General features: G+C 73.8%; 22 protein-coding genes. 7 read left to right on the plus strand and 15 right to left on the minus strand.

The window, feature by feature from the left end:
• The first annotated feature begins 60 nt into the window (after positions 1-60).
• From PSED_RS25700 to PSED_RS25715, 4 genes are all read left to right on the plus strand, one after another.
• A complete protein-coding gene (locus tag PSED_RS25700) occupies positions 61-1,092 on the plus strand; it encodes an LLM class F420-dependent oxidoreductase (protein ID WP_041762390.1) in 1,032 nt (343 codons plus the stop codon).
• Positions 1,093-1,105: 13 nt separating this feature from the next.
• Entirely contained in the window at positions 1,106-1,723 is a 618-nt protein-coding gene (locus PSED_RS25705) for a histidine phosphatase family protein (RefSeq protein WP_013677157.1), read from the plus strand.
• A gap of 207 nt (positions 1,724-1,930) precedes the next feature.
• On the plus strand, positions 1,931-5,722 hold the full coding sequence (locus tag PSED_RS25710; RefSeq protein ID WP_013677158.1) for a multifunctional oxoglutarate decarboxylase/oxoglutarate dehydrogenase thiamine pyrophosphate-binding subunit/dihydrolipoyllysine-residue succinyltransferase subunit: 3,792 nt from the start codon (positions 1,931-1,933) through the stop codon (positions 5,720-5,722).
• 101 nt (positions 5,723-5,823) lie between these two features.
• Complete coding sequence (locus PSED_RS25715; RefSeq protein ID WP_013677159.1) at positions 5,824-5,994, plus strand: DUF6104 family protein; 171 nt, start codon at positions 5,824-5,826, stop codon at positions 5,992-5,994.
• 51 nt (positions 5,995-6,045) lie between these two features.
• Here PSED_RS25715 and PSED_RS25720 read toward each other — a convergent pair whose 3' ends face one another.
• The 7 genes from PSED_RS25720 to PSED_RS25750 all read right to left on the minus strand — a co-directional run bounded on the left by PSED_RS25720 (position 6,046) and on the right by PSED_RS25750 (position 12,935).
• A complete protein-coding gene (locus tag PSED_RS25720; RefSeq protein WP_013677160.1) occupies positions 6,046-6,459 on the minus strand; it encodes a hypothetical protein in 414 nt (137 codons plus the stop codon).
• A complete protein-coding gene (locus PSED_RS25725) occupies positions 6,456-9,332 on the minus strand; it encodes an FtsK/SpoIIIE domain-containing protein (RefSeq protein WP_013677161.1) in 2,877 nt (958 codons plus the stop codon). Before PSED_RS25725 ends, PSED_RS25720 begins: the two co-directional genes overlap by 4 nt.
• A 13-nt stretch (positions 9,333-9,345) precedes the next feature.
• On the minus strand, positions 9,346-9,594 hold the full coding sequence (locus PSED_RS25730) for a hypothetical protein (RefSeq protein ID WP_013677162.1): 249 nt from the start codon (positions 9,592-9,594) through the stop codon (positions 9,346-9,348).
• Positions 9,595-9,624: 30 nt separating this feature from the next.
• The gene (locus tag PSED_RS25735) at positions 9,625-9,885 is read right to left on the minus strand and encodes a hypothetical protein (RefSeq protein ID WP_013677163.1); all 261 of its coding nucleotides are present in this window, start codon (positions 9,883-9,885) and stop codon (positions 9,625-9,627) included.
• 210 nt (positions 9,886-10,095) lie between these two features.
• Positions 10,096-10,755, minus strand: coding sequence for a DUF5134 domain-containing protein (locus PSED_RS25740; protein ID WP_013677164.1), 660 nt, complete (start codon positions 10,753-10,755; stop codon positions 10,096-10,098).
• A 174-nt stretch (positions 10,756-10,929) separates the two neighbouring features.
• Positions 10,930-12,498: a multicopper oxidase family protein gene (locus PSED_RS25745; RefSeq protein WP_013677165.1), complete on the minus strand. Its 1,569-nt coding sequence runs from the start codon at positions 12,496-12,498 to the stop codon at positions 10,930-10,932.
• Entirely contained in the window at positions 12,495-12,935 is a 441-nt protein-coding gene (locus PSED_RS25750; protein ID WP_049803507.1) for a hypothetical protein, read from the minus strand. Before PSED_RS25750 ends, PSED_RS25745 begins: the two co-directional genes overlap by 4 nt.
• Before the next feature lie 98 nt (positions 12,936-13,033).
• Here PSED_RS25750 and PSED_RS25755 point away from each other — a divergent pair, with 98 nt between their 5' ends.
• Together PSED_RS25755 and PSED_RS25760 are read left to right on the plus strand one after the other, a co-directional pair.
• Positions 13,034-13,372, plus strand: a complete 339-nt coding sequence (locus tag PSED_RS25755) for a PadR family transcriptional regulator (protein WP_013677167.1) — start codon at positions 13,034-13,036, stop codon at positions 13,370-13,372.
• Positions 13,354-14,016 (plus strand): permease prefix domain 1-containing protein, encoded by a 663-nt coding sequence (locus PSED_RS25760; RefSeq protein WP_013677168.1) that lies wholly within the window; start codon positions 13,354-13,356, stop codon positions 14,014-14,016. The genes PSED_RS25755 and PSED_RS25760 overlap by 19 nt, the downstream gene beginning before the upstream one ends.
• A gap of 49 nt (positions 14,017-14,065) precedes the next feature.
• On the opposite strand, the gene PSED_RS25765 is transcribed toward PSED_RS25760, so the two are convergent.
• Together PSED_RS25765 and PSED_RS25770 are read right to left on the minus strand one after the other, a co-directional pair.
• The gene (locus PSED_RS25765; protein ID WP_013677169.1) at positions 14,066-15,265 is read right to left on the minus strand and encodes an LLM class flavin-dependent oxidoreductase; all 1,200 of its coding nucleotides are present in this window, start codon (positions 15,263-15,265) and stop codon (positions 14,066-14,068) included.
• Between the two features lie 29 nt (positions 15,266-15,294).
• Complete coding sequence (locus PSED_RS25770) at positions 15,295-16,365, minus strand: helix-turn-helix domain-containing protein (RefSeq protein WP_013677170.1); 1,071 nt, start codon at positions 16,363-16,365, stop codon at positions 15,295-15,297.
• Positions 16,366-16,540: 175 nt separating this feature from the next.
• Between PSED_RS25770 and PSED_RS25775 the strand changes: the two genes are divergently transcribed.
• Complete coding sequence (locus tag PSED_RS25775; RefSeq protein WP_013677171.1) at positions 16,541-17,464, plus strand: SDR family oxidoreductase; 924 nt, start codon at positions 16,541-16,543, stop codon at positions 17,462-17,464.
• On the opposite strand, the gene PSED_RS25780 is transcribed toward PSED_RS25775, so the two are convergent.
• The 6 genes from PSED_RS25780 to PSED_RS25805 all read right to left on the minus strand — a co-directional run bounded on the left by PSED_RS25780 (position 17,455) and on the right by PSED_RS25805 (position 24,369).
• A complete protein-coding gene (locus tag PSED_RS25780; RefSeq protein WP_013677172.1) occupies positions 17,455-17,877 on the minus strand; it encodes a PadR family transcriptional regulator in 423 nt (140 codons plus the stop codon). The genes PSED_RS25775 and PSED_RS25780 overlap by 10 nt on opposite strands.
• Before the next feature lie 146 nt (positions 17,878-18,023).
• On the minus strand, positions 18,024-18,944 hold the full coding sequence (locus PSED_RS25785; protein WP_013677173.1) for an ABC transporter substrate-binding protein: 921 nt from the start codon (positions 18,942-18,944) through the stop codon (positions 18,024-18,026).
• A 33-nt stretch (positions 18,945-18,977) separates the two neighbouring features.
• Positions 18,978-19,694, minus strand: coding sequence for an ABC transporter permease (locus PSED_RS25790; RefSeq protein ID WP_013677174.1), 717 nt, complete (start codon positions 19,692-19,694; stop codon positions 18,978-18,980).
• On the minus strand, positions 19,691-20,353 hold the full coding sequence (locus PSED_RS25795) for an ABC transporter permease (RefSeq protein WP_013677175.1): 663 nt from the start codon (positions 20,351-20,353) through the stop codon (positions 19,691-19,693). Before PSED_RS25795 ends, PSED_RS25790 begins: the two co-directional genes overlap by 4 nt.
• An 11-nt stretch (positions 20,354-20,364) precedes the next feature.
• Positions 20,365-21,447 (minus strand): ABC transporter ATP-binding protein, encoded by a 1,083-nt coding sequence (locus PSED_RS25800; RefSeq protein ID WP_013677176.1) that lies wholly within the window; start codon positions 21,445-21,447, stop codon positions 20,365-20,367.
• A gap of 144 nt (positions 21,448-21,591) precedes the next feature.
• Positions 21,592-24,369, minus strand: coding sequence for an EAL domain-containing protein (locus PSED_RS25805; protein ID WP_013677177.1), 2,778 nt, complete (start codon positions 24,367-24,369; stop codon positions 21,592-21,594).
• Positions 24,370-24,498: the final 129 nt, after the last annotated feature.

Consider the following 24,498-nt stretch of genomic DNA (forward strand, 5'->3'; position numbering starts at 1 on the left):
CCGCAGCCGGGTCGCTTGACTCGTGAGTAACTTGTGGGCTACTCAACGGGCATGGCGTCGATGAAACTGTCCACCCAGATCTCCTACGGGGACGACCCGCGCGCGACGGCGGAGTCCGTCGTCGAGATGGAGAAGGCGGGACTCGACATCGTGTGGGTCGCGGAGGCCTACAGCTTCGACGCCGTCTCGACGATGGGCTACCTCGCCGCGCGCACCGAGCGGGTGGAGATCGGCTCGGGCATCCTCCCGATCTACAGCCGCACGCCCACGCTGACGGCGATGACGGCCGCGTCGCTCGACGCGCTGTCGGGCGGCCGCTTCGTGCTCGGCCTCGGCGCGTCCGGACCGCAGGTCATCGAGGGCTTCCACGGCGTGCCCTACGACAAGCCGGTCGCACGGACCCGCGAGGTCGTCGAGATCTGCCGCAAGGTCTGGGCGCGCGAGCGCGTCACCCACCACGGCCTCTACGAGATCCCGCTGCCGGAGGACCGCGGCACCGGGCTGGGCAAGCCGCTCAAGCTGATCAACCACCCGGTCCGCGCCGACATCCCGGTGTGGATCGCCGCCCTCGGCGAGCGCAACGTGGCGATGACCGCGGAGATCGCGACTGGCTGGCTGCCGCACGTCGTCGTGCCCGAGAAGGTGCGCGAGGTGTTCGGTCCCGCGCTCGAGGAGGGCTTCGCCAAGCGCGACCCGGCGCTGGGTCCGCTGCAGATGACCGGCGGCGGCTTCCTCGCCGTCGACGACGACATGATCGTGCACGCCCGCAACGCCGCCCGTGCGATGTTCGCGCTCTACATCGGCGGGATGGGCGCGCGCGGTCGGAACTTCTACAACACGGTCTTCGCCCGGCAGGGCTATCCGGACGCGGCGAGGACCGTCCAGGACCTCTACCTCGACGGGCGCAAGGAGGAGGCCGCGGCGGCCCTGCCGGAGGAGTTCGTCGACGGCATGACGCTCACCGGGCCGCCCGGGAAGCTCCGCGAGCGGATCGCCTCCCTGGCCGAGGCCGGGGTGACGCACCTGCACGTCTCGCCCGTCTCGAAGGACCCGGTCGGGCTGCTGGGCCAGGTCCGGGAGTGGCTCGGCTGACCGGCGCACCCCAGTGAGCGCCGCAGCGCCCGCGAGCGCCCGCCTCACCCTCGTCACGCACGCGTCGACGGCCGCGACCGCGGCGGCCGCCTTCGCCGCCGACGAGCCGCTCGAACCCCGGGGGGCGGCGGCCGCCGGGGCCGCGCGGGGCGCGCTGTCCCGCGTCACGGCCGCGGTGTGCTCCCCCGCGCAGGCCTGCGTCGCGACGGCGGCCGCGCTGGGCCTCGCGGCCCGCCCCGCCGACGTGTGGCGCGACTGGGACCTCGGCCGCTGGCGCGGCTCCACCCTCGACGAGGTCGCCGCCGCCGAGCCGGCCGCCGTCGGGACGTGGCTCGCCGATCCCGACGCCGCCCCGCACGACGGCGAGTCGCTCACCGCACTTGCCGCGCGTGTCGCCGCCACGCTCGCCGACCCCGGGCTCGTCCCTGCGGAGGGGCGCGCGGCGCACCTCGTCGTCGTCACCCACGCGGCCGTCGTCCGGGCGGTGGTGCTGGCCGTGCTGGGTGCGCCCGCGACGGGCTTCTGGCGGCTCGACGCCGCTCCCCTCACCGCGACGGTGCTGCGCGGTGTCCCCGGCCGCTGGACGGTCCGTGCCACGGCGACCCCGCTGGTCCCGCCGCCGAGGGGGTGACCCGCCTCCCCCGCCCGCACCCCCGGACGGGGGAGGCCGAACGGTCGGTGCCGGGCGCCGACCGGCCGCCACGGAGCGAAACGTCCGGAGCGACGAACGCGACAGGGTCAGTGAGGCTCCGTGCGGTACCTCCCCGTTCGGGGGAGGACTACTCTCGAAGGGTCCCGGCGAAGAGACGACAAATCGAGCGAACCGAGGCGATTCAGCGTGTCCACCAGCAGTACCTCCGGCCAGACGAGCCAGTTCGGCCCCAACGAATGGCTCGTCGAGGAGATGTACCAGCGTTTCCTCGACGACCCGGATGCCGTCGACGCCGCCTGGCACGACTTCTTCGCCGACTACCGGCCGCCGTCCGGTGACGACGAGACGGAGTCGAACGGAACCACCTCCACCACGACGACCCCGACCGCCTCCGCGTCCGCCGCCGCTCCCCGTTCCGCCGCCGCCTCCGGGACGGCCGCGGCGAACGGCTCGGCGCCGGCCCCCGAGGACAAGGCGGAGAAGACCACCGAGAAGACCGTGCAGCAGCCCGCCACGCAGAAGCCGGCCCAGCAGGCCGACCGGTCGGCGAACGGCGCCGCCCCCGGCAAGCCCGTCGCGGGCACCACGTCGCGTGCCGCCAAGCCCGCGCCCGCCGCCGCCGAGGGCGAGGTGCTGCCCCTGCGCGGGGCGGCGAACGCCGTCGTCAAGAACATGAACGCCTCGCTCGCCGTGCCGACCGCGACGAGCGTGCGCGCCGTGCCGGCGAAGCTCATCGCCGACAACCGCATCGTCATCAACAACCAGCTCAAGCGCACGCGTGGCGGCAAGCTGTCGTTCACCCACCTCATCGGCTACGCGGTGGTCAAGGCGCTGGCCGACTTCCCGGTGATGAACCGGCACTTCGTCGAGGTCGACGGGAAGCCCACCGCCGTCCAGCCGGAGCACGTCAACCTCGGCCTCGCGATCGACCTGCAGGGCAAGAACGGGCAGCGTTCCCTCGTCGTCGTGTCGATCAAGGGCTGCGAGGAGATGACCTTCGCGCAGTTCTGGTCCGCCTACGAGAGCATGGTCCACAAGGCGCGCAACGGCACGCTCGCCGCCGAGGACTTCGCGGGCACCACGATCAGCCTCACCAACCCGGGCACCCTCGGCACCAACCACTCGGTGCCGCGGTTGATGCAGGGCCAGGGCACGATCGTCGGTGTCGGCGCGATGGAGTACCCCGCCGAGTTCCAGGGCGCCAGCGAGGAGCGGCTCGCCGAGCTCGGCATCAGCAAGATCATCACGCTGACGTCGACCTACGACCACCGGATCATCCAGGGCGCGGAGTCGGGCGACTTCCTGCGCCGGGTCCACCACCTGCTGCTGGGCGGCGACGGGTTCTTCGACGACATCTTCCGCTCCCTGCGCGTCCCGTACGAGCCGATCCGCTGGGTGCAGGACTTCGCCGAGGGCGAGGTCGACAAGACCGCGCGCGTCCTCGAGCTGATCGAGTCCTACCGCACGCGCGGCCACCTGATGGCCGACACCGACCCGCTCAACTACCGCCAGCGCCGTCACCCCGACCTCGACGTGCTCAGCCACGGGCTGACGCTGTGGGACCTCGACCGCGAGTTCGCGGTCGGCGGCTTCGCGGGCCAGCTGCGGATGAAGCTGCGCGACGTGCTCGGTGTGCTGCGCGACGCGTACTGCCGCACCATCGGCACCGAGTACATGCACATCGCCGACCCGGAGCAGCGGGCCTGGCTGCAGGAGCGCATCGAGGTCCCGCACCAGAAGCCGCCGGTCGTCGAGCAGAAGTACATCCTGTCGAAGCTCAACGCCGCCGAGGCGTTCGAGACCTTCCTGCAGACGAAGTACGTCGGGCAGAAGCGGTTCTCCCTGGAGGGCGGCGAGACCGTCATCCCGCTGCTCGACGCCGTGCTGGACAAGGCTGCCGAGCACGAGCTCGCCGAGGTCGTCATCGGCATGCCGCACCGCGGCCGGCTCAACGTGCTGGCCAACATCGTCGGCAAGCCGATCAGCCAGATCTTCCGCGAGTTCGAGGGCAACCTCGACCCGGGCCAGGCCCACGGCTCCGGCGACGTCAAGTACCACCTCGGCGCCGAGGGCAAGTACTTCCGCATGTTCGGCGACGGCGAGACGGTCGTGTCGCTGGCGTCCAACCCGAGCCACCTCGAGGCCGTCGACCCCGTGCTCGAGGGGATCGTCCGGGCCAAGCAGGACCTGCTCGACCAGGGCGACGGCGCCTTCCCGGTGCTGCCCCTGATGCTGCACGGCGACGCCGCGTTCGCCGGGCAGGGCGTCGTGGCCGAGACGCTGAACCTCGCCCTGCTGCGCGGCTACCGCACCGGCGGCACCGTGCACGTCGTCGTCAACAACCAGGTCGGGTTCACCACCGCGCCCGAGCAGTCGCGCTCGTCGCAGTACTGCACCGACGTCGCGAAGATGATCGGCGCGCCGGTCTTCCACGTGAACGGCGACGACCCCGAGGCGTGCGTGTGGGTCGCCAAGCTGGCGGTCGAGTACCGCGAGCGCTGGAACAACGACGTCGTGATCGACATGATCTGCTACCGGCGCCGCGGCCACAACGAGGGCGACGACCCCTCGATGACGCAGCCGGCGATGTACGACGTCATCGACGCCAAGCGCAGCGTCCGCAAGATCTACACCGAGTCCCTGATCGGCCGCGGCGACATCACCGTCGACGAGGCCGAGGCCGCGCTGAAGGACTTCTCCAACCAGCTCGAGCACGTGTTCAACGAGGTCCGCGAGCTGGAGCGCACGCCGCCGACGCTCTCGCCCTCGGTCGAGAACGAGCAGTCGGTGCCCACCGACCTCGACACCTCGGTGCCGCTGGAGGTCATCCACCGCATCGGCGACGCCCACGTGCAGCTGCCGGAAGGCTTCACCGTGCACCAGCGGGTCAAGCCGGTGCTGGCCAAGCGGGAGAAGATGTCGCGCGAGGGCGACGTCGACTGGGCCTTCGGCGAGCTGCTCGCCATGGGCTCGCTGGCGCTCAACGGCAAGCTGGTCCGGCTCTCCGGGCAGGACTCGCGGCGCGGCACGTTCGTGCAGCGGCACTCGGTCGTCATCGACCGCAAGACCGGCGAGGAGTACTTCCCGCTGCGCAACCTCGCCGAGGACCAGGGCCGCTTCCTGCCCTACGACTCGGCGCTGTCGGAGTACGCGGCGCTCGGCTTCGAGTACGGCTACTCCGTGGCCAACCCGGACGCGCTCGTCATGTGGGAGGCGCAGTTCGGCGACTTCGTCAACGGCGCCCAGTCGATCATCGACGAGTTCATCTCCTCCGGTGAGGCCAAGTGGGGGCAGATGGCCGACGTCGTGCTGCTGCTGCCGCACGGCCTCGAGGGCCAGGGCCCCGACCACAGCTCCGGACGCATCGAGCGGTTCCTGCAGCTGTGTGCCGAGGGGTCGATGACGGTCGCGATGCCGTCGGAGCCCGCGAACCACTTCCACCTGCTGCGCCGGCACGCCCTCGACGGGGTGCGCCGCCCGCTGGTGGTGTTCACGCCGAAGTGGATGCTGCGCGCCAAGCAGGTCGTCAGCCCGCTGTCGGACTTCACCGGTGGCCGCTTCCGCACCGTGATCGACGACCCGCGCTTCCGCAACTCCGACAGCCCCGCCCCCGGGGTGCGCCGGGTGCTGCTGTGCTCGGGCAAGATCTACTGGGAGCTGGCGGCGGCGATGGAGAAGCGCGGCGGGCGCGACGACATCGCGATCGTCCGCATCGAGCAGCTCTACCCGGTGCCCGACCGCCAGCTCGCCGCGGTCCTCGAGCGCTACCCCAACGCCGACGACATCCGCTGGGTCCAGGAGGAGCCGGCCAACCAGGGCGCGTGGCCGTTCTTCGGCCTCGACCTGCGGGAGAAGCTCCCGGAGCGGCTCTCGGGCCTGACCCGCGTGTCGCGGCGCCGGATGGCCGCGCCCGCGGCCGGCTCGTCGAAGGTCCACGAGGTCGAGCAGGCCGCGATCCTCGACGAGGCGCTGAGCTGAGCTGATCCGGGCTGACCGTGAGTGGCGATGGTCGCCATGGCGACCATCGCCACTCACGAGGTCCGACCGGCGGGCGGTAGGCCCACGCCTACTATGCGGGCGTGTACTTCACCGACCGGGGCATCGAGGAGCTCGTCGACCGCCGGGGCGAGGAGCAGGTCAGCATCGAGTGGGTCGCCGACCGGCTGCGCGCCTTCGTCGACCAGAACCCGGCGTTCGAGGACGCCGTGGAGCGGCTGGCGAGCTTCCTGGCCCGCGACGACGAGGACTGATCCGCACCCGCGCCCGGCGGGCGGCCCCGTCCACGACGGGCGGACGCCCGGTCAGCGGCGCAGGCCCAGCCGGCGGCGGTGCACGGCGTCGGACAGCTCGGCGAACCGGGCGGCGACCGCCTCGTCGAGCTCGTCGAGGCTCGCCCGCTGGCCGGAGCCGGGCGGCGTCGGCTCGGGGGACGGCATGGGGCGCAACGTCATCCAGGACTCCGACCACAGCGCCTCGAGCGCGGCCTCCCAGTGCAGCTCGACGGCCAGCCGCGACAGCGCGACCCGGTCACCGACGCGCGTCATGGCGTCGTCGAGCTCGGCGAGGACGCGGGTGAGCTCGGCTGCGCGCGCCCGGTCGCGTTCCCGAACGGCCTCGACGGCGCCGGTGATCTCGGCCGTGATGGCCTTGTAGCGGTCCGCGGGGCTCGCCGCGTGCGCGGGTTGCTGCTGCTCCGAGGGCTCGTCGAACGTCATCCCCGGTCCTCCCGTGACACGTCACCGGCCGCACCGGACAGCGGCACGTCACCGGGCGCACTCGACAGCGGCACCTCGCCCGCCGCACCCGACAGCGGCACCTCGCCCGCCGCACCGGACCGTGATGCCTGGTCCTGCTCCGGCTCCGGCACCAGGACGACCTGCGGCCGGGCGTGCTGCGCGCGGTCGAAGAACAGGCCGCGGCCGGGCCGCGGCGCCCACTGCAGCAGCCCCGGCCCGAGCGGCCCGAGCTCGCTGCCCTGCACGTCGAGCGCCACCCAGGCGCCGATGTCGTCGGGAGCGGCGCCGAGGGTGAGCAGTGTCCGAAGCCGCCCGACGCTGCGCCACCACCCCAGCACGTGCACGCCCGTCTCCGGGCCGAAGTGCAGGATGCGCCGCAGCGCCTCGGTCCCCGGCCGGTCGAGGATGTGGTCGGCAGCGTCTCCACCGAGGAGGACGAGGTGGACCGGGCGGCGTGGGCCGCCGGAGAGCCGGGCCGTCACGTCGGCCGCGAGCGTCTCGACCCGCTCACGGACCCCGTCGAGCCCGACGGTCGTGACGGCGTGCCCCGCCAACCGGGCGGCCATCCGCCGCGCGGGCTCCACGGCCTCGACGACGAGCGGCACCAGCACGACGTCGACCTCCCCCGGCGCGTACTGGTCGCGCAGCGACGCCGTGGCCGCGGCCAGCACCGCGAGCGCGTCGGACGCCCCGGCCCCGAGGACGGCGATGTTGCGGGCGGGCGCGTCGGGCAGTGCGACGGTCGCGGGGCTCGCGGCGACGTCGATCACCTGGCCGACGAGCGCCCGCGGCGTCGCGCCGCCGCCCGCGGCCGGGAGCCGGTCGGCGAGGTCGGCGTAGCGCGGGGCGCGGGCCCCGTCGAACAGCACGGGCGGGGCGAAGGCGGCGGCGTGGTCGTCGTGCAGGCGCTGCTGCAGCAGGGCGAGGGTCGACTGCGCCGCGTCGGGGATGCGGACGATCTCGTTGCCGTGCTTGATGCCCGACTCGTGGTTGAGCACGGCGTGCCAGCGCGGGAGGTCGAGCGCGGCGTCGTTGAGGTCGGCGAGCACGCGGCGCGCCCGCGGCAGCGCGACCCGCAGGACGAACTGCTCGAAGATCGCGGGGCGGCCCCAGAACGCCTCGATGCCCGACACGTCCTGGCTGGCGAGGACGAGGTGGATCCCCTGCGAGCGACCGCGCCGGGCCACGTCCTCCAGCAGCTGGGTGGCGGCCCGGGTCACGTCGTCGCGCTCGGCGAACAGGTACTGGAACTCGTCGATCACGGCGACGATGCGCGGCCAGTGCCCGTGTGGGTCGCGGTGGCGCAGCTCCTCGAGCTTGGTGACCTCGTGCTCCTTCGCGGCGTCGGCCCGCCTGCGCATCTCGTCGGACAGGAACCGCAGCAGCGCCAACCCGAACTCGCGGTCGGTGTTGACGTTGACCCCCACCAGACGCGCGTGCGGCAGCCAGGTCGTGTCGCGGCGCCCCGGCGCGAACTGCGCGAACGACACGCCCTCCTTGAAGTCGAGCAGGTAGAACTCCAGCTCGTGGGGGCTGTAGCGGGCCGCCATCGAACCGATCATGGTCAGCAGCAGGTTGGTCTTGCCGGTGCCGCTCGGGCCGCCGATCAGCGCGTGCGGGGAGCCGTCGGCCAGTACGAGGTCCTTGCGCAGGCCCTCGGCGAACCCGACGGGCGCGTGCACCCCGGCCGCGGTGCCGCCGCGCTCCCCGCGGCCGGTCCCCCACTCCGCGGGGGGCGGCAGCAGGTCCGCGAAGGTGCCGACCCGGCTGCGCCACTCCTCGTGCGCCCGGCTGATCGCGATCCCCGCGGCGACGACCTTGTCCCGGGGCAACGGCCGGTCGAGCCGGACGTCGACGTGCGGGCCGGTCATCGACGTCCGCACCTGTCGCGGCGGTCGCATGTCGACGGTCTCGACCGCGGCGTTGAGCGTCACCGGCACGTCGAGCAGGACCAGCGAGATGCCGCAGGCCAGGCCGCCTCGGGCCACGCGCTGGAGCTGGCGGTGGTCGTCCTCGGACAGGGCGGTCCGGTTGCCGACGAGCACCGCGACGAGCCACGGTTCGGTGCGCCTGCCGTCGGTCTCCGCGGCGAGCGCGCGCAACGACGGGTGCCCGTCGACCAGGACCCGGGTGTGCACCCGCCGGATCCGGTCGGAGAGCTCCTCCAGCAGGGCCGGCAGCCGGCCGGGATCGTGCACGGTGAGCAGGCCGGTGCTGGTCAGCGGGTAGAGCCCGGGCAGCGAGCCGGTGAACTGGCCGACGTCCCAGACGTGCACGGCCACCAGACCCGGCCGGAAGTACGACAGCACCCGGACCAGCAGCGCCTCGACGAGCGCCTCGGCGGTGGCGCGGCAGTCGGGGGCGGAGACGACCTGCAGGTGCGAGTCGTCGAGCAGCGGCACCCCGACCGGGAACGACTCGCCCCCGGCGACCGACGCGTGGCCGATCCGCCACAGCCGCGGGACGCCGTCGGTCCCGTCGTCCTTGCCCGCGTCGCCGATCCAGCGGTCCGGGTCGTCGCCCGCGGCGCCGGGGGCCGCCTCGTCGAACACCGCACGCAGCGCCGCGGGGCCACCGGCCTGCCAGGTGTCGAACGCGGCGGCGTGGTCGGCCTCGACACGCGCGACGACGGGCGCCAGCTCGGCCGACGCGAACGCGGCGGCGAGGCCCTCGTCGGCCCGTGCGGCGTCGAGCCCGTCGGTGCGCAGCCAGAGCTCCAGCATGGCGCGGGCATGGGCGCGCACGGCCTCGTCGCGGGCAGCCCCCGCACCGCGCAGTGCGGCCTCGACGGCGTCGGCGAAGTCTGCGAACGCCGAGACGATCCGCTCCCGGCGACCCGGCCTGCGCGCCATCACGACCCGGCCATCAGAGCCGCGCGTCGAGGTCGCCGACGGCGGTCAGCGCGGTGGCCAGGTGCCCGTGGCCACGGTCGAGCTCGTCGACGGCACCGGCCAGACCCTTGGGCACCAACGACTCCGGGTGCTGCCTGCTCAGCTCGGCCAGGACCCGTACCGCAGCGTCGATCCGCTCGCGGGCCAGCGCGGCCAGCTCGCCTGCCGTGCGCGTCAGCTCGGCCACCTCGGCCAGCGCGGCCCTCACCTCAGCGACGGACACCGTCTGCTCCCGCTCCGCAGGTCGCCGCCCTCACAGCCGGGCCGCGACGCCCTCGGACTCCTGGATGGCCGACGCGACGGCCTGCTGCACCGCGGAGATGCTGCGGGCCGCCTCGGCGTAGGCGGCGTTGGCCTGGTCGACGTCGGACTGGCTGCTGCCCGCGGTGACCTGCTGCAACGCCGACTGCGCCTGCTCGATGCAGGACTGCGCCTGCTGCAGCGCCCCGAGACTCTCCGAGGCCTTGTCGTTGGCCAGTGCGATACCGGCCCGGACCTCTTCGATGCTCGCCATGAGGAGTGTGCCTCGCTTCCGCTCGTCGGCCGGACGATCGGGGGCTCGCCGGCGCAGGCGTGAAATCTAGCGGTCGCCCGCCGCCCGATCCGTCCGGGTGGCCCGGTCGCGCGGGCTCGGGTCGCGGGTCCCCCGACGGCCCCGAACCCGTTGCGATGCTACGTCGCCGACGCCGCGGCGGCCTGCCCGTCACCCACGCGGAGCAGGACGTCAGAGCATGCCCAGGCACATCACCGTCATGGCCCCGGCCATCGCGATGTGGGCCCCGGTGGCGGTGCGCACCGACCGCACCCGGGCCAGCCGGCCGGGCGCGACCGCCTCGCCCGCGGTGAGCGCCCGCGTGGCGGCCGTCGGCCCCGCCGTGGCGCGCACGACGGTCCCCGCCGCGTGCACCGGCGGCGGCGCCTCCGGCGCGCACTCGCACGAGGCGCCTCCACGCGCGGCGGCGACGAGCCGGTCGCCGCAGCGCAGGGCGTGCCACGCGAAGAACCCCGCGAACAGCAGGGCCGCGACGGACAGCAGCGCGACGTCGGGGTGCCCGCCGTGGCCGCCCGGCGTCCCGTGCCCGCCCGCGGTCAGCACGAACAGCATCGCGACCGCGCAGGCGACGTGATAGCCCGCGTCGCGGGTGCCGATGCCGGCCCGGACGGCAAGCGCGGCGAACCACAGCCCGGTGCCGGCGAACACCACGATCCACACCGGTCCCGGGACGGGATCCCCGAGCGGCGAGTACATCGCCGCCATGCCGAGCCCCATCGCGGCGTGCGAGGCCTCCCCGACCCGGTCGCCCCGCATCAGGGCGAGCCGCGTCAGGTGCAGGGCACCGAGCCCCAGACAGCAGACGGCGAGGATGACGTTGACCCACTGCATCGGCGGGAACCCCCTCACCCGTCCAGGCCTGCGTTACCGAGAACGGTAGGGAGCGGGCCGCGGCGAATCCATACGGTGCGGGGGTAGTGACTTCGTGGCCCTGACGTGCAGATCACCCACAACGGTGACGGTCCCGGCTACCCTCACGCTCCGCAACCGTCCAGGTCGCGGCCGTCAGACGGTGCGGATCGTGGCCATCATCGCCATGTCCTCGTGCTCGAGGTTGTGGCAGTGGAAGACATAGCGGCCCGCGAGGTCGGTGAAGCGGACGGCGACGTCGACGATCTCCGCCGGCAGCACGTCGACGGTGTCCTTCCACCCGACGTCGGTGGGGCGCGGGGGTTTGCCGTCGCGCGCGAGCACCTGGAACGGGTCGAGGTGCACGTGCACCGGATGGTGGACGTCGCTGCGGAACCGCCACGTCTCGACCTGGCCGAGCGGGATGTCGGCGAGCGAGGAGTTCGGGTCGAACGCGTGGCCGTTGATCGTCCAGCCCCGGGTGTCGCCGACCGCGCCCCGGCCGAACGCGAACTCGCGCACGACCGGGCCCGGCACCAGCGGGGCGACGTCGTCGGCGAGCCGGGCGGGGACCCGGCTGTCGTCGCGGGCCGCGCGCACGACGTGGAAGCGCACGACGTCGGCGGTCGACCCGGTGCCGAGCGTGTTGACCATCGTGACCTCGGTGCCGACGGGGACCGCGGCGAAGTCGACGACGACGTCGAACCGCTCGCCGGGCGCGGCGTCGAGCGCGGTCTGCCGGACCGGGGCGGCGAGCAGGCCGCCGTCGGACCCGACCTGGGTGAACGGCAGGTCCGGACCACCGGGGACGCGCAGCGCGAACGAGTAGCGGCGGGCGTTGGACCCGTTGACGATCCGCAGCCGGTACCGGGTGCCGTCGACCTCGTGGACCGGCCACGGCGCGCCGTTGACCAGTACGACGTCGCCCAGCACGCCGGACATGTAGCGGTCCTCGACGCCGGGGACGGTGCGCAGCGTCCGGTCGAGCGACGGGTAGTCGAACGACCCGTCGGCGGCGAACGCGCGGTCGCAGACGAACAGCGGGAGCTCGTGGTCGCCCGCGGGCAGCCCCAGCGCGTCCTCGACGTCGTCGCGGACGAGGTGCATCCCGGCGAGCCCGCGGTAGACGTTCGGAGCGGTGAAGTCCATCCGGTGGTCGTGGTACCAGAGGGTCGCCGCGCGCTGGCTCATCGGGTAGTGGTGCTCCCGGGTACCGGCGATGGTGTTGCCGACCATCGGGACCCCGTTGTGCACGTGCGCCCAGTTCGACGTGTCGCCGACCGGGAGGACGAGGTCGAGCGGCCAGCCGTCGGAGTCCGACGGGGTGTGCCCGCCGTGCAGGTGCACCACCGTCGGGACCGGGAGCCGGTTGGTGTGCCGTACGACGACCGGACGCCCGGACCAGGTCTCGAACGTCGGTCCCGGGAAGGTCCCGTCGTACCCCCAGATCGTGGTGCGCAGCCCGGGGATGATCTCGACGTCGGCGGTGCGCTGGGTGATCTCGTAGAGGTCGGCGCCCCCGAGGGTCCCGGTCGGCCGCGCGACGGCCGGGATCGGCAACGGCACCCGGTAGGGCGCCGGCAGCGGGACGGCGCTGGTCAGCATCTCGCCCGTCTGCCCGGCGGGGGTGTCGAGACCGACCGCGCCGCATCCCGCGAGACCGGCGACGGCCACCGCTCCGCCGAGCACGCCGAGGAACCCGCGCCGGGACAGCCGGGGCGTCATGCCCGGCCGCCGCGCGCCCGCGTGGCCGACGGCAGCCAGGCCCAGATCGCGAGCAGCACCGCGGCGACGACGATCGTCACCCCGAGCGGGATGTGGAACTGCAGCATCCGGGCGTAGCCGAGGAAGATCTGCAGGCCCTCGGCGAGGAAGAGCACGACGGCGACCGGCAGCACCCAGATCCGGCCACGGCCGCCGGTCACGTACCCGATCGCGACGGCGATCGTCCCGAGCGTCAGGAAGCCGACGACGTCGGCGACGGTCGCGTGCATCTCGATCGCGGCCACGTCTCCGGTGAGGAAGAGGCCGGCGAGGACGGGCTGGCAGACCACCGCGATGAGGTGTGCGGTGACGGTGCCCCGCAGCAGCCAGAGCGTGACTCGGGGACGGCGGGCCGACGCCTCGGGCACGGCCTCCGGTGCGGTTACGGCGATGTCCACGCAGCCCACGTTATAGGTTGGCTGTCTACATATTCATCAGGGATGTCCCTGATGAATCCCTATGCAGAACCCCGGGCTCGTACGTAGAATCGCTACTCGTGCGACCCGACAGCGTACGCGGCCATCTCGACGGCCTGATCCTCGCCGTGCTCGAGACGGGACCGCTGCACGGCTACGCGATCATCGAGGCCCTGCAGGCCCGCAGCGGCGGCGCGCTCGACCTGCCGACCGGCACCGTCTACCCGGCTCTGCGCCGGCTGGAGCGGGCCGGGAGCCTCGCCGGGTCGTGGAGCACCGTGGGCGGCCGGGAGCGCCGGACCTACAAGCTCACCCGCGCCGGCCGGCACGCCCTGGCCGCGCAGCGGGGCGAGTGGAAGGAGTTCCGCGACGTCGTGAACCGCGTGCTCGGAGGTGAGCCGTGGCCGGCCACCGGATGACCGCGCCGGTCGTGGACCCGATCGACGCGCACCTCGGCGCGCTGGGTGCCGCGCTGCACGGGCCCGGTCGGCTCCGCGCGAGCCTGCTGGCGGAGGCTCGTGACGGGTTGGAGGACGCAGCCGAGTCGCTGTCGGACAACGGTGTCCCGCGCGCCGAGGCCCGGCGCCGGGCGGTCGCGGAGTTCGGGGAGGTCGCCGAGCTCGCGCCGGGGTACCAGCATGAGCTCGCCGCCGCGCAGGGCAGGCGGACCGCGACCCTGATCGCCGTCACGTTCCCGGCCCTGGTGCTCGGCTGGGCGCTGTTCTGGACCGGTACGCCGTCGCCGCCGGAGCAGACGTGGGCGTCGACGCTGCTGTTCCACGTCGAGACCGGCGCGAGCCTGGTCGCGGCCGCACTCGCGATCGGCACCCTCGCCGCGCTGCGGCGGGCGCGGCCGATCCGGGCGCTGGGCCTCATCACGCTGGTCGGGACGATCACGCCGCTGGTCTGTGTCGCCGCCGGGCTGGGCATGGCAGTGCTGAACCCGGCGCACTCCGGCAGTCACCTGCCCGGCTACCTCGCGACGTCGGTCGTGCTGGTGGCGCTGGTCTCCTCGCTCACCCGGGCCCACCGCGTCCTGGTGCGGACCCGGCGGGTCGGCTGACCCCTCGTGCGTGGCGATGGTCGCCATGGCGACCATTGCCGCGCACGGGTCAGGCCTGCCCGGCGGCCTCCGTCTTCTCGGCCGCGTACTTGTCGGCCCACGCCTGGATCGCGGCGCCGTTCTTGGCGTCGAGCTCGCCGTGGCGGCTGCGCGCCCACTCCTCGGCCGCGAGCAGCCGGCGCTGCGACGGCTGGAACGCCGGCATGACGTGGCGGGCGAACAGCTCGTAGTGCCGCTGCGTCGCCTCCCAGTTCGCCCAGTCGTGCTGCATCATCATGTAGCAGCCGAACCCGCCGTCGGACTGGTCCATCAAGCGCTGGATCTGGGTGATCGCCTCGTCGGGGGTGCCGATCACGCCCAGCCCGGTCTCGTTGATCCAGGCCACCCGCTCCTCGAAGGTGTCGCCCTCGGCGCGGAATGTCGGCAGCGCGAGCGTGCGCTGGGTGTACTCGCAGAACTTGTCGAAGCCGTAGCGGACGTCCTCGATCGCCTGTTCCTTGGTCTCCGCGATGTGCATCGGCCCGACGAGTCGCCACCGGGACCGGTCGGTCGTGCGGCCGTGCTTGGCCGCCTCCGCCTCGACGACGTTCCAGTGGTGGGCGAGGACGTCGAAGCCCTCGCGCGTCGTCGCCCCGATCGAGAGCAGGCTCAGGCCGTGCGTCCCGGCGAGGATCGGGCCGGCGGGCGAGGCCGTCGCGGCCACCGCGATCTCGAAGCACGGGTCGGAGTACGGGGCGAGCTGCGTGCGTGCCTCGACGACCTGGTACCGGTCGGTGCGGTGGGTGACGCGCTCGTCGGTGCGCAGCAGCCGGAGCAGGACGTCGAGGTCCTCCCCCAGCGCGGGGCGCAGCTGCGCGGGCTCGAGCCCGACCATGGCCGCGTCGGTCGGCAGGGACCCCGGGCCGACCCCGAGCATCAGGCGGCCACGCAGCAGGTGGTCGACCAGGATCGCGCGGTCGGCGATCCACAGTGGATGGTGGTAGGGCAGCGAGACGACGCCCGTCCCGAGCTTGATGTGCCGGGTCAGGGCGCCGACGTGGGCGATGAACGTCAGCGGGTCGGCGATGATCTCCGTGCCCGCGCTGTGGTGCTCGCCGATCCACGCCTCGTCGTAGCCGAGCCGGTCGAGCAGCTGGATGGTCTCGACGTCGCGCTGCAGCGACGTCGTCGCGTTCTGCGTCGGCGGGCTGTTGAACGGGGGCATGAAGATCCCGAACCGCAGCTTGTTGACGACGGGCGTCGCGGGCATGGCTCTCCTGTCTCGCGGGGTCAGGGGGATCAGACGGGACGGTGCGCGCCGCGGGTCGGCGCGGCCGTCAGGTGGTAGCGGCGGATCTTGGCGTAGAGGGTTCCTCGGGAGATGCCGAGCCGGGCCGCGGCCGCGGCCTTGTTGCCGCCGCACTCGGCGAGCACACCCGCGACGACCTCGGCCTCCGCGTGCTCGAGCGGTCCGAGACCGGCGCGCGGGTCGCGCCCGCCGGCGGGCGCGACGGCCGCCGGGTCGGGGCGCAGCGTCAGGACGACGCCGTCGGCCGTCGTCCCCGCGGTGACCGGCCAGATCTGGGCACGCAGCCCGTCGGCCACGTCGATCTCGCCCCCGGGCCCGGCCTCGACGACGACGGGCCACAGCTCGGCGTGGTCCAGGCCCACTCCCCCGGCGCTGTCCGTCGCCAGCAGCATCGCCCCGTCCACGGCGACGACCGGCGCCGTCGTGCGGGACCTGGCGGTGAGGAACGCCTCGAGCAGCCGGCGTTCGGATGCCCCGGCGTCGGACTTCAGCGCGTCCGAGACCCCCTGCACCATCGCCGAGGCGGCGAGGGTGAGGAACCGGCTGGCGTCGGCGGCGCGGCAGGTGATGTTCACGGCGCCGAGGACCTTGCGCGTCACCGGGTGGACGACGGGCGCGGCGACGCACGCCCAGCGGTGGAACGCCTCGACCCAGTGGTCGGCGCCGAGCACGACGGCGGCGCCGCCGCTCTCGAGCGCGGTGCCGATGCCGTTCGTGCCGATGGCCTCCTCGGCGAACATCCCGCCGCGGACGACGCCGACGTCGTCGAGCTCGCCGGCGATCCCCCGGTCCGACACCCAGCGCCAGACGACGGTGCCGCGCGGGTCGGCCAGCGCGAGGCAGCTCGACGCGCCCGCGAACTGGTCGGCGAGGCTCAGCATCACCGGGGCGGCGACGCGCACGAACGGCGTGTCGGCGTCGACGGTGACCTGCGGGATGTCGGTGTGGGCGGGATCGACCCCGCTCCACCGCGAGCGCCGCCAGGAGTCGAGCAGCCCCGATTCGACGTCACCGGGATCGTCGCCGGACTGGAACGCCTCCCACGCGTGCCGCCGATCCATCGCACCCCCGCCCGGCGGTCCGGTACCGGTCGTCGGTGACCGGGGACTCCCGTCCCGCCTCCTCGTCGAGTATGCAAGGTCACACGCGCGGCGACCTGTTCAATTCCTGCACGCCGGGGCCGGTTCACGGGTCGGCTGACGGGAACTGTCAGGTGATTGCACGCAGGATGTCCGGATGACGACAGCTGATCGACCACTCGCCGGCCGCATCGCCCTCGTCGCCGGGGCGACCCGGGGCGCGGGCCGCGGGATCGCCGTCGAGCTCGGCGCCGCCGGGGCGACCGTCTACGTCACGGGGCGCAGCCGCCGCGGCGCGCCGTCGGAGTACGGACGGGCCGAGACGATCGAGGACACCGCCGACCTCGTGACGGCCGCGGGCGGCACCGGCATCGCCGTCCCCACCGACCATCTCGAGCCGGAGCAGGTCAGGGCGCTGGTCGAGCGCATCGACGCCGAACAGGGCCGGCTCGACGTGCTGGTCAACGACATCTTCGGCGGCGACCCGCTCACCGCGTGGCACGCACCGGTGTGGACGCACTCGCTCGACGACGGCCTGCACCTGCTGCACCTCGCGGTCGACACGCACATCATCACCGCGCACTTCGCGCTCGCGCTGATGGTGCGCCATCCGGGCGGGCTCGTCGTGGAGGTCACCGACGGCACGGACGAGTACAACGCCGAGAACTACCGGCTGACGGTCTACTACGACCTCGCCAAGGTCGCGCCGATCCGGCTGGCCCGCAGCTGGGCGCACGAGCTGCGCGACCACGGCGGCACCGCCGTCGCGATCACGCCGGGCTGGCTGCGGTCGGAGACCATGCTCGACCACTTCGGCGTCACCGAGGACGACTGGCGCGCGGCGTGCGAGACCGAGCCGCACTTCGCGATCTCGGAGACGCCGAGGTTCGTGGGCAGGGCCGTCGCCGCGCTGGCGGCCGACCCCGACCGGCGGCGGTGGAACGGCCGGTCGCTGTCCTCGGGTGGGCTGGCGAAGGAGTACGGGTTCACCGACCTGGACGGATCGGCGCCCGACGCGTGGCGCTACGTCGTCGAGGTGCAGGACGCCGGCCGTCCCGCCGACGTGACCGGCTATCGCTGAACCGGACCGCCCGCACTGAGCCCGGCGCCGTTGCGCGGCCGGCCGTCGGCAGGACGGTCGGCCCGCTCCGGCGAGTCGGGGGCACCGCAGATCCGGGCGTAGCGCTGCAGGAAGACGTGCAGCGCCGCGTCGACCCGGCGCAGCCCGCGGGCCTGCGCGTCGAGGCACGCCTCGCCCTCGGGGGTGACGTGGTAGGTGCGGCGTGCGGGACCGGCACCGGAGGACTCCCACTCCGACCGGACGAGCCCCTGCCGCTCCAGCCCCCGCAACGCGCGGTAGACCCCGCCCGCGTCGCCGTCGCCGTCGTGCATCGGTCGAAGCCGCGCGGCCAGCTCGTAGCCGTGGTCGGCCTGCTCGCGCAGCAGGAGCAGCAGACACGGCTGAAGGAAGTTGCGCGGTTCGAGCTCGGCCAACGGTGGCCCCCTGGATCGGCGGTGGTGGACGCCTGCCGGGGCCGATGATTGCATCAGGTGAGACGCCTCACAACCGCAGGTGATGAGGCGTCCCGGCGGAGCCGCGGCGCGGGGCGGACGGGCGTCCGCCCCGCGCCGTCCCGTGATCAGAAGCCGTTCTGCGACAGCCAGTTCTTCGCGACGGTCGCCAGCGACGGCTTGGCGTCCGACGAGGCCTCGGCGTTGAGCTGGGTGAGGCCCTCGGTGGTCAGCTTGGCCGAGATCTGGTTGAGGACGTCGGCGGTGGTGCCGGTGCCCTTGGCCTTGTTGATCAGCGGGACGACGTTCTGCGCGGCGAAGTTGTCCTTCGGGTCGGTCAGCACGACGAAGCCGTTCGTCGGGATCGACGCGTCGGTGGTGAAGATGTCGGCGGCCTGGATGTCGCCGTTCTTCAGGGCCGCGACCGTGAGCGGGCCGCCGGCGTCGAGCGCCTTGTACTCCTTGAACGTGCAGTTGTAGGTCTTCTGGATGCCCGGGATGCCGTCGGGACGGGTCTGGAACTCCGGCGGGCCGCCGAAGGTCAGCTGGCCGCAGTTCGGTGCGAGGTCGGCGATCGACGTCGCGTTGTACTTCGTGGCCGTGTCCTTGGTGACGACGACCGCGTCCTTGTCCTCGGCCGCGGCCTTGTCGAGGACGGTCAGGTTGTCGGGCAGGGCGGCCTTCAGCGCCGTGTACACGGCGTCGGGCTCGGTCTCGGTGGCGTTCTTGTTGAGGTACTGCAGCAGCGTCCCCGTGTACTCGGGGATGAGGTCGATCGAGCCTTCCTTGATCGCCGGGAAGTAGGTCTCGCGGCTGCCGATCGGCGGCCGCAGGTCGACCTTCACACCCTTGGCCTGCAGGGCCTGGGCGTAGATGTTGGCGATGATCTGGCTCTCGACGAAGTTCGCCGACCCGATGACGACGGTGTCGGCGGAGCCGGAGCTCCCCGAGCCGCCGTTCTGCAGCGGGTCACTGCCCCCGCCGCACGCGGCGAGCGCCAGTGCTGCGGTCGCGACCAGCGCGAACCGTGCGATCAGCGAGCGTCTCATTGTCGGTCCTCCGTGCGGGTTTCTGTGCGGGGCTCACGCCGCCCGGGCGGCGTTGTCGGTGGGCCGGGTGGCGAGTGCGCGCACCCGGCGGCCCGTGCCGGCGGTCTGCAGGCCGGGCGAGACGAGCAGCTTCTGCAGGCCCGCGAGCGCCAGGTCGGCGACGACAGCCAGCAGCGCGACGAGGATGGAGCCGGCGATCATCTGCGGGAAGTCGCGGGTGGACAGGCCGTCGATGATGTAGCGGCCCAGTCCGTCGAGACCCACGTACGCGGCGATCGTCGCGGTCGAGATGACCTGCAGCACCGAGCTGCGGACCCCGCCGATGATCAGCGGCAGTGCGTTGGGCAGCTCGACGCCGAACAGCACGCCGCGCCCGCGCATGCCCATCCCGCGGGCCGCGTCGACCACCGCGGCGTCGACATTGCGCACCCCGGCGTAGGTGCCCGCGAGCACGGGCGGGATCGCGAGCAGCACCAGCGCGACGAGCGGGCCGATGATGCCCAGCCCGGTCCACTGCACGAGCAGGACGAGCACGCCCAGCGTCGGGAGGGCCCGCAGCCCGTTGGCCGACCCGACGACGAGGAAGCCGCCCTTGCCGGTGTGCCCGATCCACGCGCCGAGGGGGACGGCGATCGCGATCGCGATGATCATGACCAGCGCGGTGTAGCCCAGGTGCTCGACGAGCCGCTGCGGGATCGAGCCCGGTCCCGACCAGTGCGCGGGATCGACGAGCCAGCCGAGGAAGTTCACGCCGTCGCTCCCTGACGGGTGGCCCGCGCCGCGCGGTCCCAGGGTGTGAGCAGCCGGCCGACGAGCAGCAGCAGCCCGTCGACCACCAGCGCCAACGCCACGACCAGCACGATCCCGGCGACGACCTCGGCGGTGATGTCGCGCTGGAAACCGTCGGTGAACATCTGGCCGAGCCCGCCGAAGCCGATGACCGAGCCGACCGTCACCAGGCTGATCGACGACACCGCCGCCACCCGCACCCCCGCGAGGATCACCGGGACCGAGACGGGCAGCTCGACGGCGAGGAACCGGCGGACCGGCGCGTACCCCATCGCCGTGGCCGCGTCGACCAGCACGGGCGGCACCGCCTCCAGCGCGTCGGCGACCGTCCGCACCAGCAGCGCGAGGCTGTACACGGTCAGCGCCACGATCACGTTGACCGGGTCGAGGATGCCCGTGCCCAGCACCACGGGCAGGAACACGAACAACGCGAGCGACGGGATCGTGTAGAGCAGGCCCGCGAGGTTGACGACGACCGTGCGCCCGACGCCCGCGCGGTTGGCGAGCCAGCCGAGCGGGATCGCCAGCACCAGCCCGATCACGACGGGCACGAGCGAGAACACGATGTGGTCGGACAGCAGCCCCGCGATGAACCCGAGGTTCTGGGAGACCCAGTTCACGACGGCCCGCCTCAGGCCACGTTCTCGTCGCTGCGGGCGTCGGCCAGCGCACGCAGCACGTCGTCGGCGCCGATCGAGCCGAGGACCCGACCGTCGCCGTCGACGGCCACGCCGCGGCCCGCGGGCGACGAGAGCGCCGCGTCGAGCGCGGCGCGCAGGGAGCCGGAGCCCGCGTCGTACAACGAGCCACCGGGGACGAGCGCGGCCTCGTCGACCGGACCGCTGCCGCGGTCGACCCAGCCGAGCGGGCGATGCTCCCCGTCGACCACCAGCGCCCAGCCCTCCGACGGCAGCCGGTCGCCGAGCGCGACCGTCGGCAGGTCGCCGATGGGCAGCCCGGCAGAGGACAGGAAGCCCAGTCCGCGGTAGCCGCGGTCGCGCCCGACGAAGGAGTCGACGAAGTCGTCGGCCGGGCGGGACAGCAGCACGCCCGGCTCGTCGTACTGGGCGAGCCTGCCGCCGGTGCGGAACACCGCGACCTTGTCGCCCAGCTTGATCGCCTCGTCGATGTCGTGGGTGACGAACACGATGGTCTTGCCCAGCTCGGACTGCAGCCGCAGCAGCTCGTCCTGCAGCGTCTCGCGGACGATCGGGTCGACGGCGCTGAACGGCTCGTCCATCAGCAGCACGGGCGGATCGGCGGCGAGCGCCCTGGCGACGCCGACCCGTTGCTGCTGGCCGCCGGAGAGCTGCGCCGGGTACCGCTTGGCCATCTCGGGGGCGAGCCCGACGGTGTCCATCAGCTCCGCGGCGCGCTCGCGTGCCTGCTTCTTGTTCCACCCCAGCAGCAGCGGCACCGTCGCCACGTTGTCGAGGATCGTCCGGTGCGGGAACAACCCGGCCTGCTGGATGACGTAGCCGATGCCCCGGCGCAGCTCGGCCGCGTCGCGGGACATGATGTCGGTGCCCTCGACGGAGATCGAACCCGAGCTCGGCTCGATCATGCGGTTGATCATGCGCAGCGACGTGGTCTTGCCGCAGCCCGACGGCCCGACGAACACGGTGATGCGGCCGGAGTCGACGACGAGGTCGAGCGCGTCGACCGCGACGGTGCCGTCCGGGAAGCGTTTGGTCACGCCCCGGAACTCGATCATCCGGGTCCCCCCTCGTCGCCGACGGTCTCGGGCGGGCCGTCGCAGCTCCGCGAATCTAGCCCGCGGCACCGACGGTCGCGACCGATGTGATCGGACCGCGACCCGGCGCCTCCCTTCGGCAGGCGGGCCGGTGGGCCGGACCGATCAGGCGACGTCGGTCGACGGCGGCACCCGCAGCCGGCCCGACCGCAGCACCTCACGCATCTGCTCGACGGGCAGCGGGCGGGCGAACAGCCAGCCCTGGAAGGCGTCGACACCGATGCCGCGCAAGGCCTCGAACTGCGCGGCGGTCTCCACCCCCTCGGCGACCGTGCTCCGCCCCATGGCCCGCGCCATGTCCACCACCGCGCGCGCGACCGCGTGGTCGACGGGGTCCTCCGCGATGCCGGTGACGAACGCGCGGTCGACCTTGACCGTCTGGGCAGGGAGCTCCTTGAGCCGCGCGAGCGAGGAGTAGCCGGTGCCGAAGTCGTCGACGGCGAACCGGACGCCGCGCCCGACGAGATCGGCCATGGCCGCGAGCGCGTGCGGCGGCAGCGCGACGAGGCTCGTCTCGACGAGCTCGAGGATCAGCCGGGAGTGGTCGAGCCCGGTCGCCTGCAGCGTCCCGGTCACGAGCTCGGCGAACTCGGGGTCGCCGGGGAGCAGCCCCGCGAGGTTGACCGCGACTGCGATCTCGCCCTCCGACTGCCAGCCCGCGGCCTCGCGGGCGGCCGTGCGCAGCACCCAGAGATCGAGCTCGCGCATCAGCCCGCCGCGCTGGGCGACCGGGAGGAACTCACCGGGCGGGACCAGCCCACGGTCGGGGTGCGGCCACCGGATCAGCGCCTCGGCGCTGCGCACCCGGCCGTCGGCGGTGACCACGGGCTGGTACTCCAGCACGAGCCGGTCGTCGGCGATCGCGGCGCGCAGCTCGGCCTCGAGGCCCAGCTGGCTCGTCGCGGTGCGCACGACGACGTCGGTGGCGACACCGACCCCGCCGCGCGAGCGCTTCTTCGCCTCGTACATGGCGACCTCGGCGAACCGCAGCAGGTCCGCGGCACGCAGGTCCGGGTCGGGCGCGGGCGTCGCCAACCCGACCGACGCCGTGACCTCCACCGGGCGGCCGCCGACGGTGATCGACGTCCGCAGCAGGGCGGCGACGGTGTGCGCCAACGCCTCCGGCCCACCGGCCTCGGTGTGGTCGGAGCAGATCACGACGAACTCGTCGCCGGAGAGCCGGGCCGCGGTGCAGCCGAAGGGCAGCTCGCGCTGCAGCCTGCCCGCGAGCGTGACCAGCAGGTCGTCGCCGGCGTCGTGGCCGAGCGAGGAGTTGACGCGGGAGAAGTCGTCGAGGTCGCCGCAGACGAGCACCACGCCGTCGCGGCCGGGGCCGGCGAGCAGCCCGTCGACGAGGTGCAGCGCCGCGGCCCGGTTGGGCAGCCGGGTCAGCGCGTCGACGGTGCCCGCGCTGCGCAGCACCTCGGCCGCGCGGCGGCGGTCGGTCACGTCCTCGCAGACGACGAGGAACAGCGGGGCGCCGTCGTCGGCGCGGGTGACGGTGACCCCGACGCCGCACCAGACGCGGGTGCCGTCGCTGCGCAGCAACGGCAGCGCGTCGAGCCGGTAGCCGTTGTCGACGCCGGGCGGGACGCGGCGCAGCCAGTCGGGCAGGCCGTCGGGGCTCAGCGGCTCCGGCTCGGCCGACAGGGCCGCCGCGGTGGTGCCGCGCAGGTCCTCCGGGACGGTGTCGAGGATCTCGCACACCGCAGGGTTGGCGTCGATCACCCGGCCGGTGGCGTCGAACAGCAGCACGCCGGTGGGCAGCAGCGCGACCAGGTCGGCGAACCGGGCACCCGCGGCCCGGTGCCGGTTCTCGGCGAGCCGCTGCGCGGACAGGTCCCGCACCGTGCCGACGAGCCGCACCGGCGTCCCGTCGTCGGCGCGCTCGACGCTCGCGCGGCAGCCGAGCAGCCGGTCGCCCGGCAGCTTGAGGTCGACGTGGTGGTCGCCGCCGCGCACCCCGTTGCGCAGGCCCTGGCACAGCAGCGCCACCTGCTCGCCCTCGATCGGGCCGTCCGGTCCGTCGGGGTCGATGCCGGCGCCGCGGTAGAGGTCCTGCAGCGACGCGCTGCGGCGCAACGTCGCCGACGCCAGCTCGTAGGTCCACGTGCCGACCCGGGCCATCCGCTCGAGCTCGGCGATGCGTCGCGCGTCGGACCCCGAGCCCAGCTCGACGAGCATCACGACCTGGAGGTCGGCGCCCACGTCCCAGCGGACGACCCGCACGCGGACGAGCGTCCCGTCGGCGCGGATCAGCCGGGCGTCGCCGTCGGGCCCGACGACCAGCCGGCGCAGGTGCAGCCCCAGCGGCCCGCTGTCGGCGTCGCCCGGTGACCGCCCGGCGAGCTGGGTGAACGCCGGGTTGGCCCGCAGCACCCGGCCGGTCCGGTCGCACACCAGCGTCGGCGCGCCCGGCAGCGGGAGGGCGTCGGCGCCGCCCGGCAGCGGGCGGCCGAACGCGGTCTCCCGGACCCCCGGGCCCACCGGGCGAACCGGCAGCTCGGGACCGGCGCCCGGCCGTGCCGGACCCGGCCGGTGCGGCGCGGGGTGACCGGTGTGGACGGTCTCCGGCCCGGTCCCCGGCGGCGCCAGCAGGCTGCCCCGGCGCGGGTCGGTCGCCGGGTCGGCGGCGGCCGGGGCCGGCGCGGCGACCGCGACGACGGCGTCGTCCGTTCCGTCCGCGCCGTCGTCCGGCGTACCGGGGGTCCGGTCGATGGCCCGGGCGAGCTGACCGGCGAAACGCGCGGCCTCCGGGTCGACGGGCCCGCCCGCGGCCTGCCTCGAGCGGCGCAGATCGGCCCGCGCGACGGCCTCGGTCGCGGGGGCGTCGACCCCCGCGCCGTCCCGCTCGCCGCGGGGACCACGTCCGAACTCGCTCACGGCTTCCCCCACCGAAGTGCGTCGACTCTGCACCGGGAACAACGAGTGACTGCTCCACTCGATGCGCGAATCTCACTCGGACGGACTACGCCGCCCCGAGTGAGGTACCGGGAGAACACGCACTGACGG

This window comes from Pseudonocardia benzenivorans CB1190 (assembly GCF_000196675.2).
GTDB classification, from domain to species: domain Bacteria; phylum Actinomycetota; class Actinomycetes; order Mycobacteriales; family Pseudonocardiaceae; genus Pseudonocardia; species Pseudonocardia benzenivorans.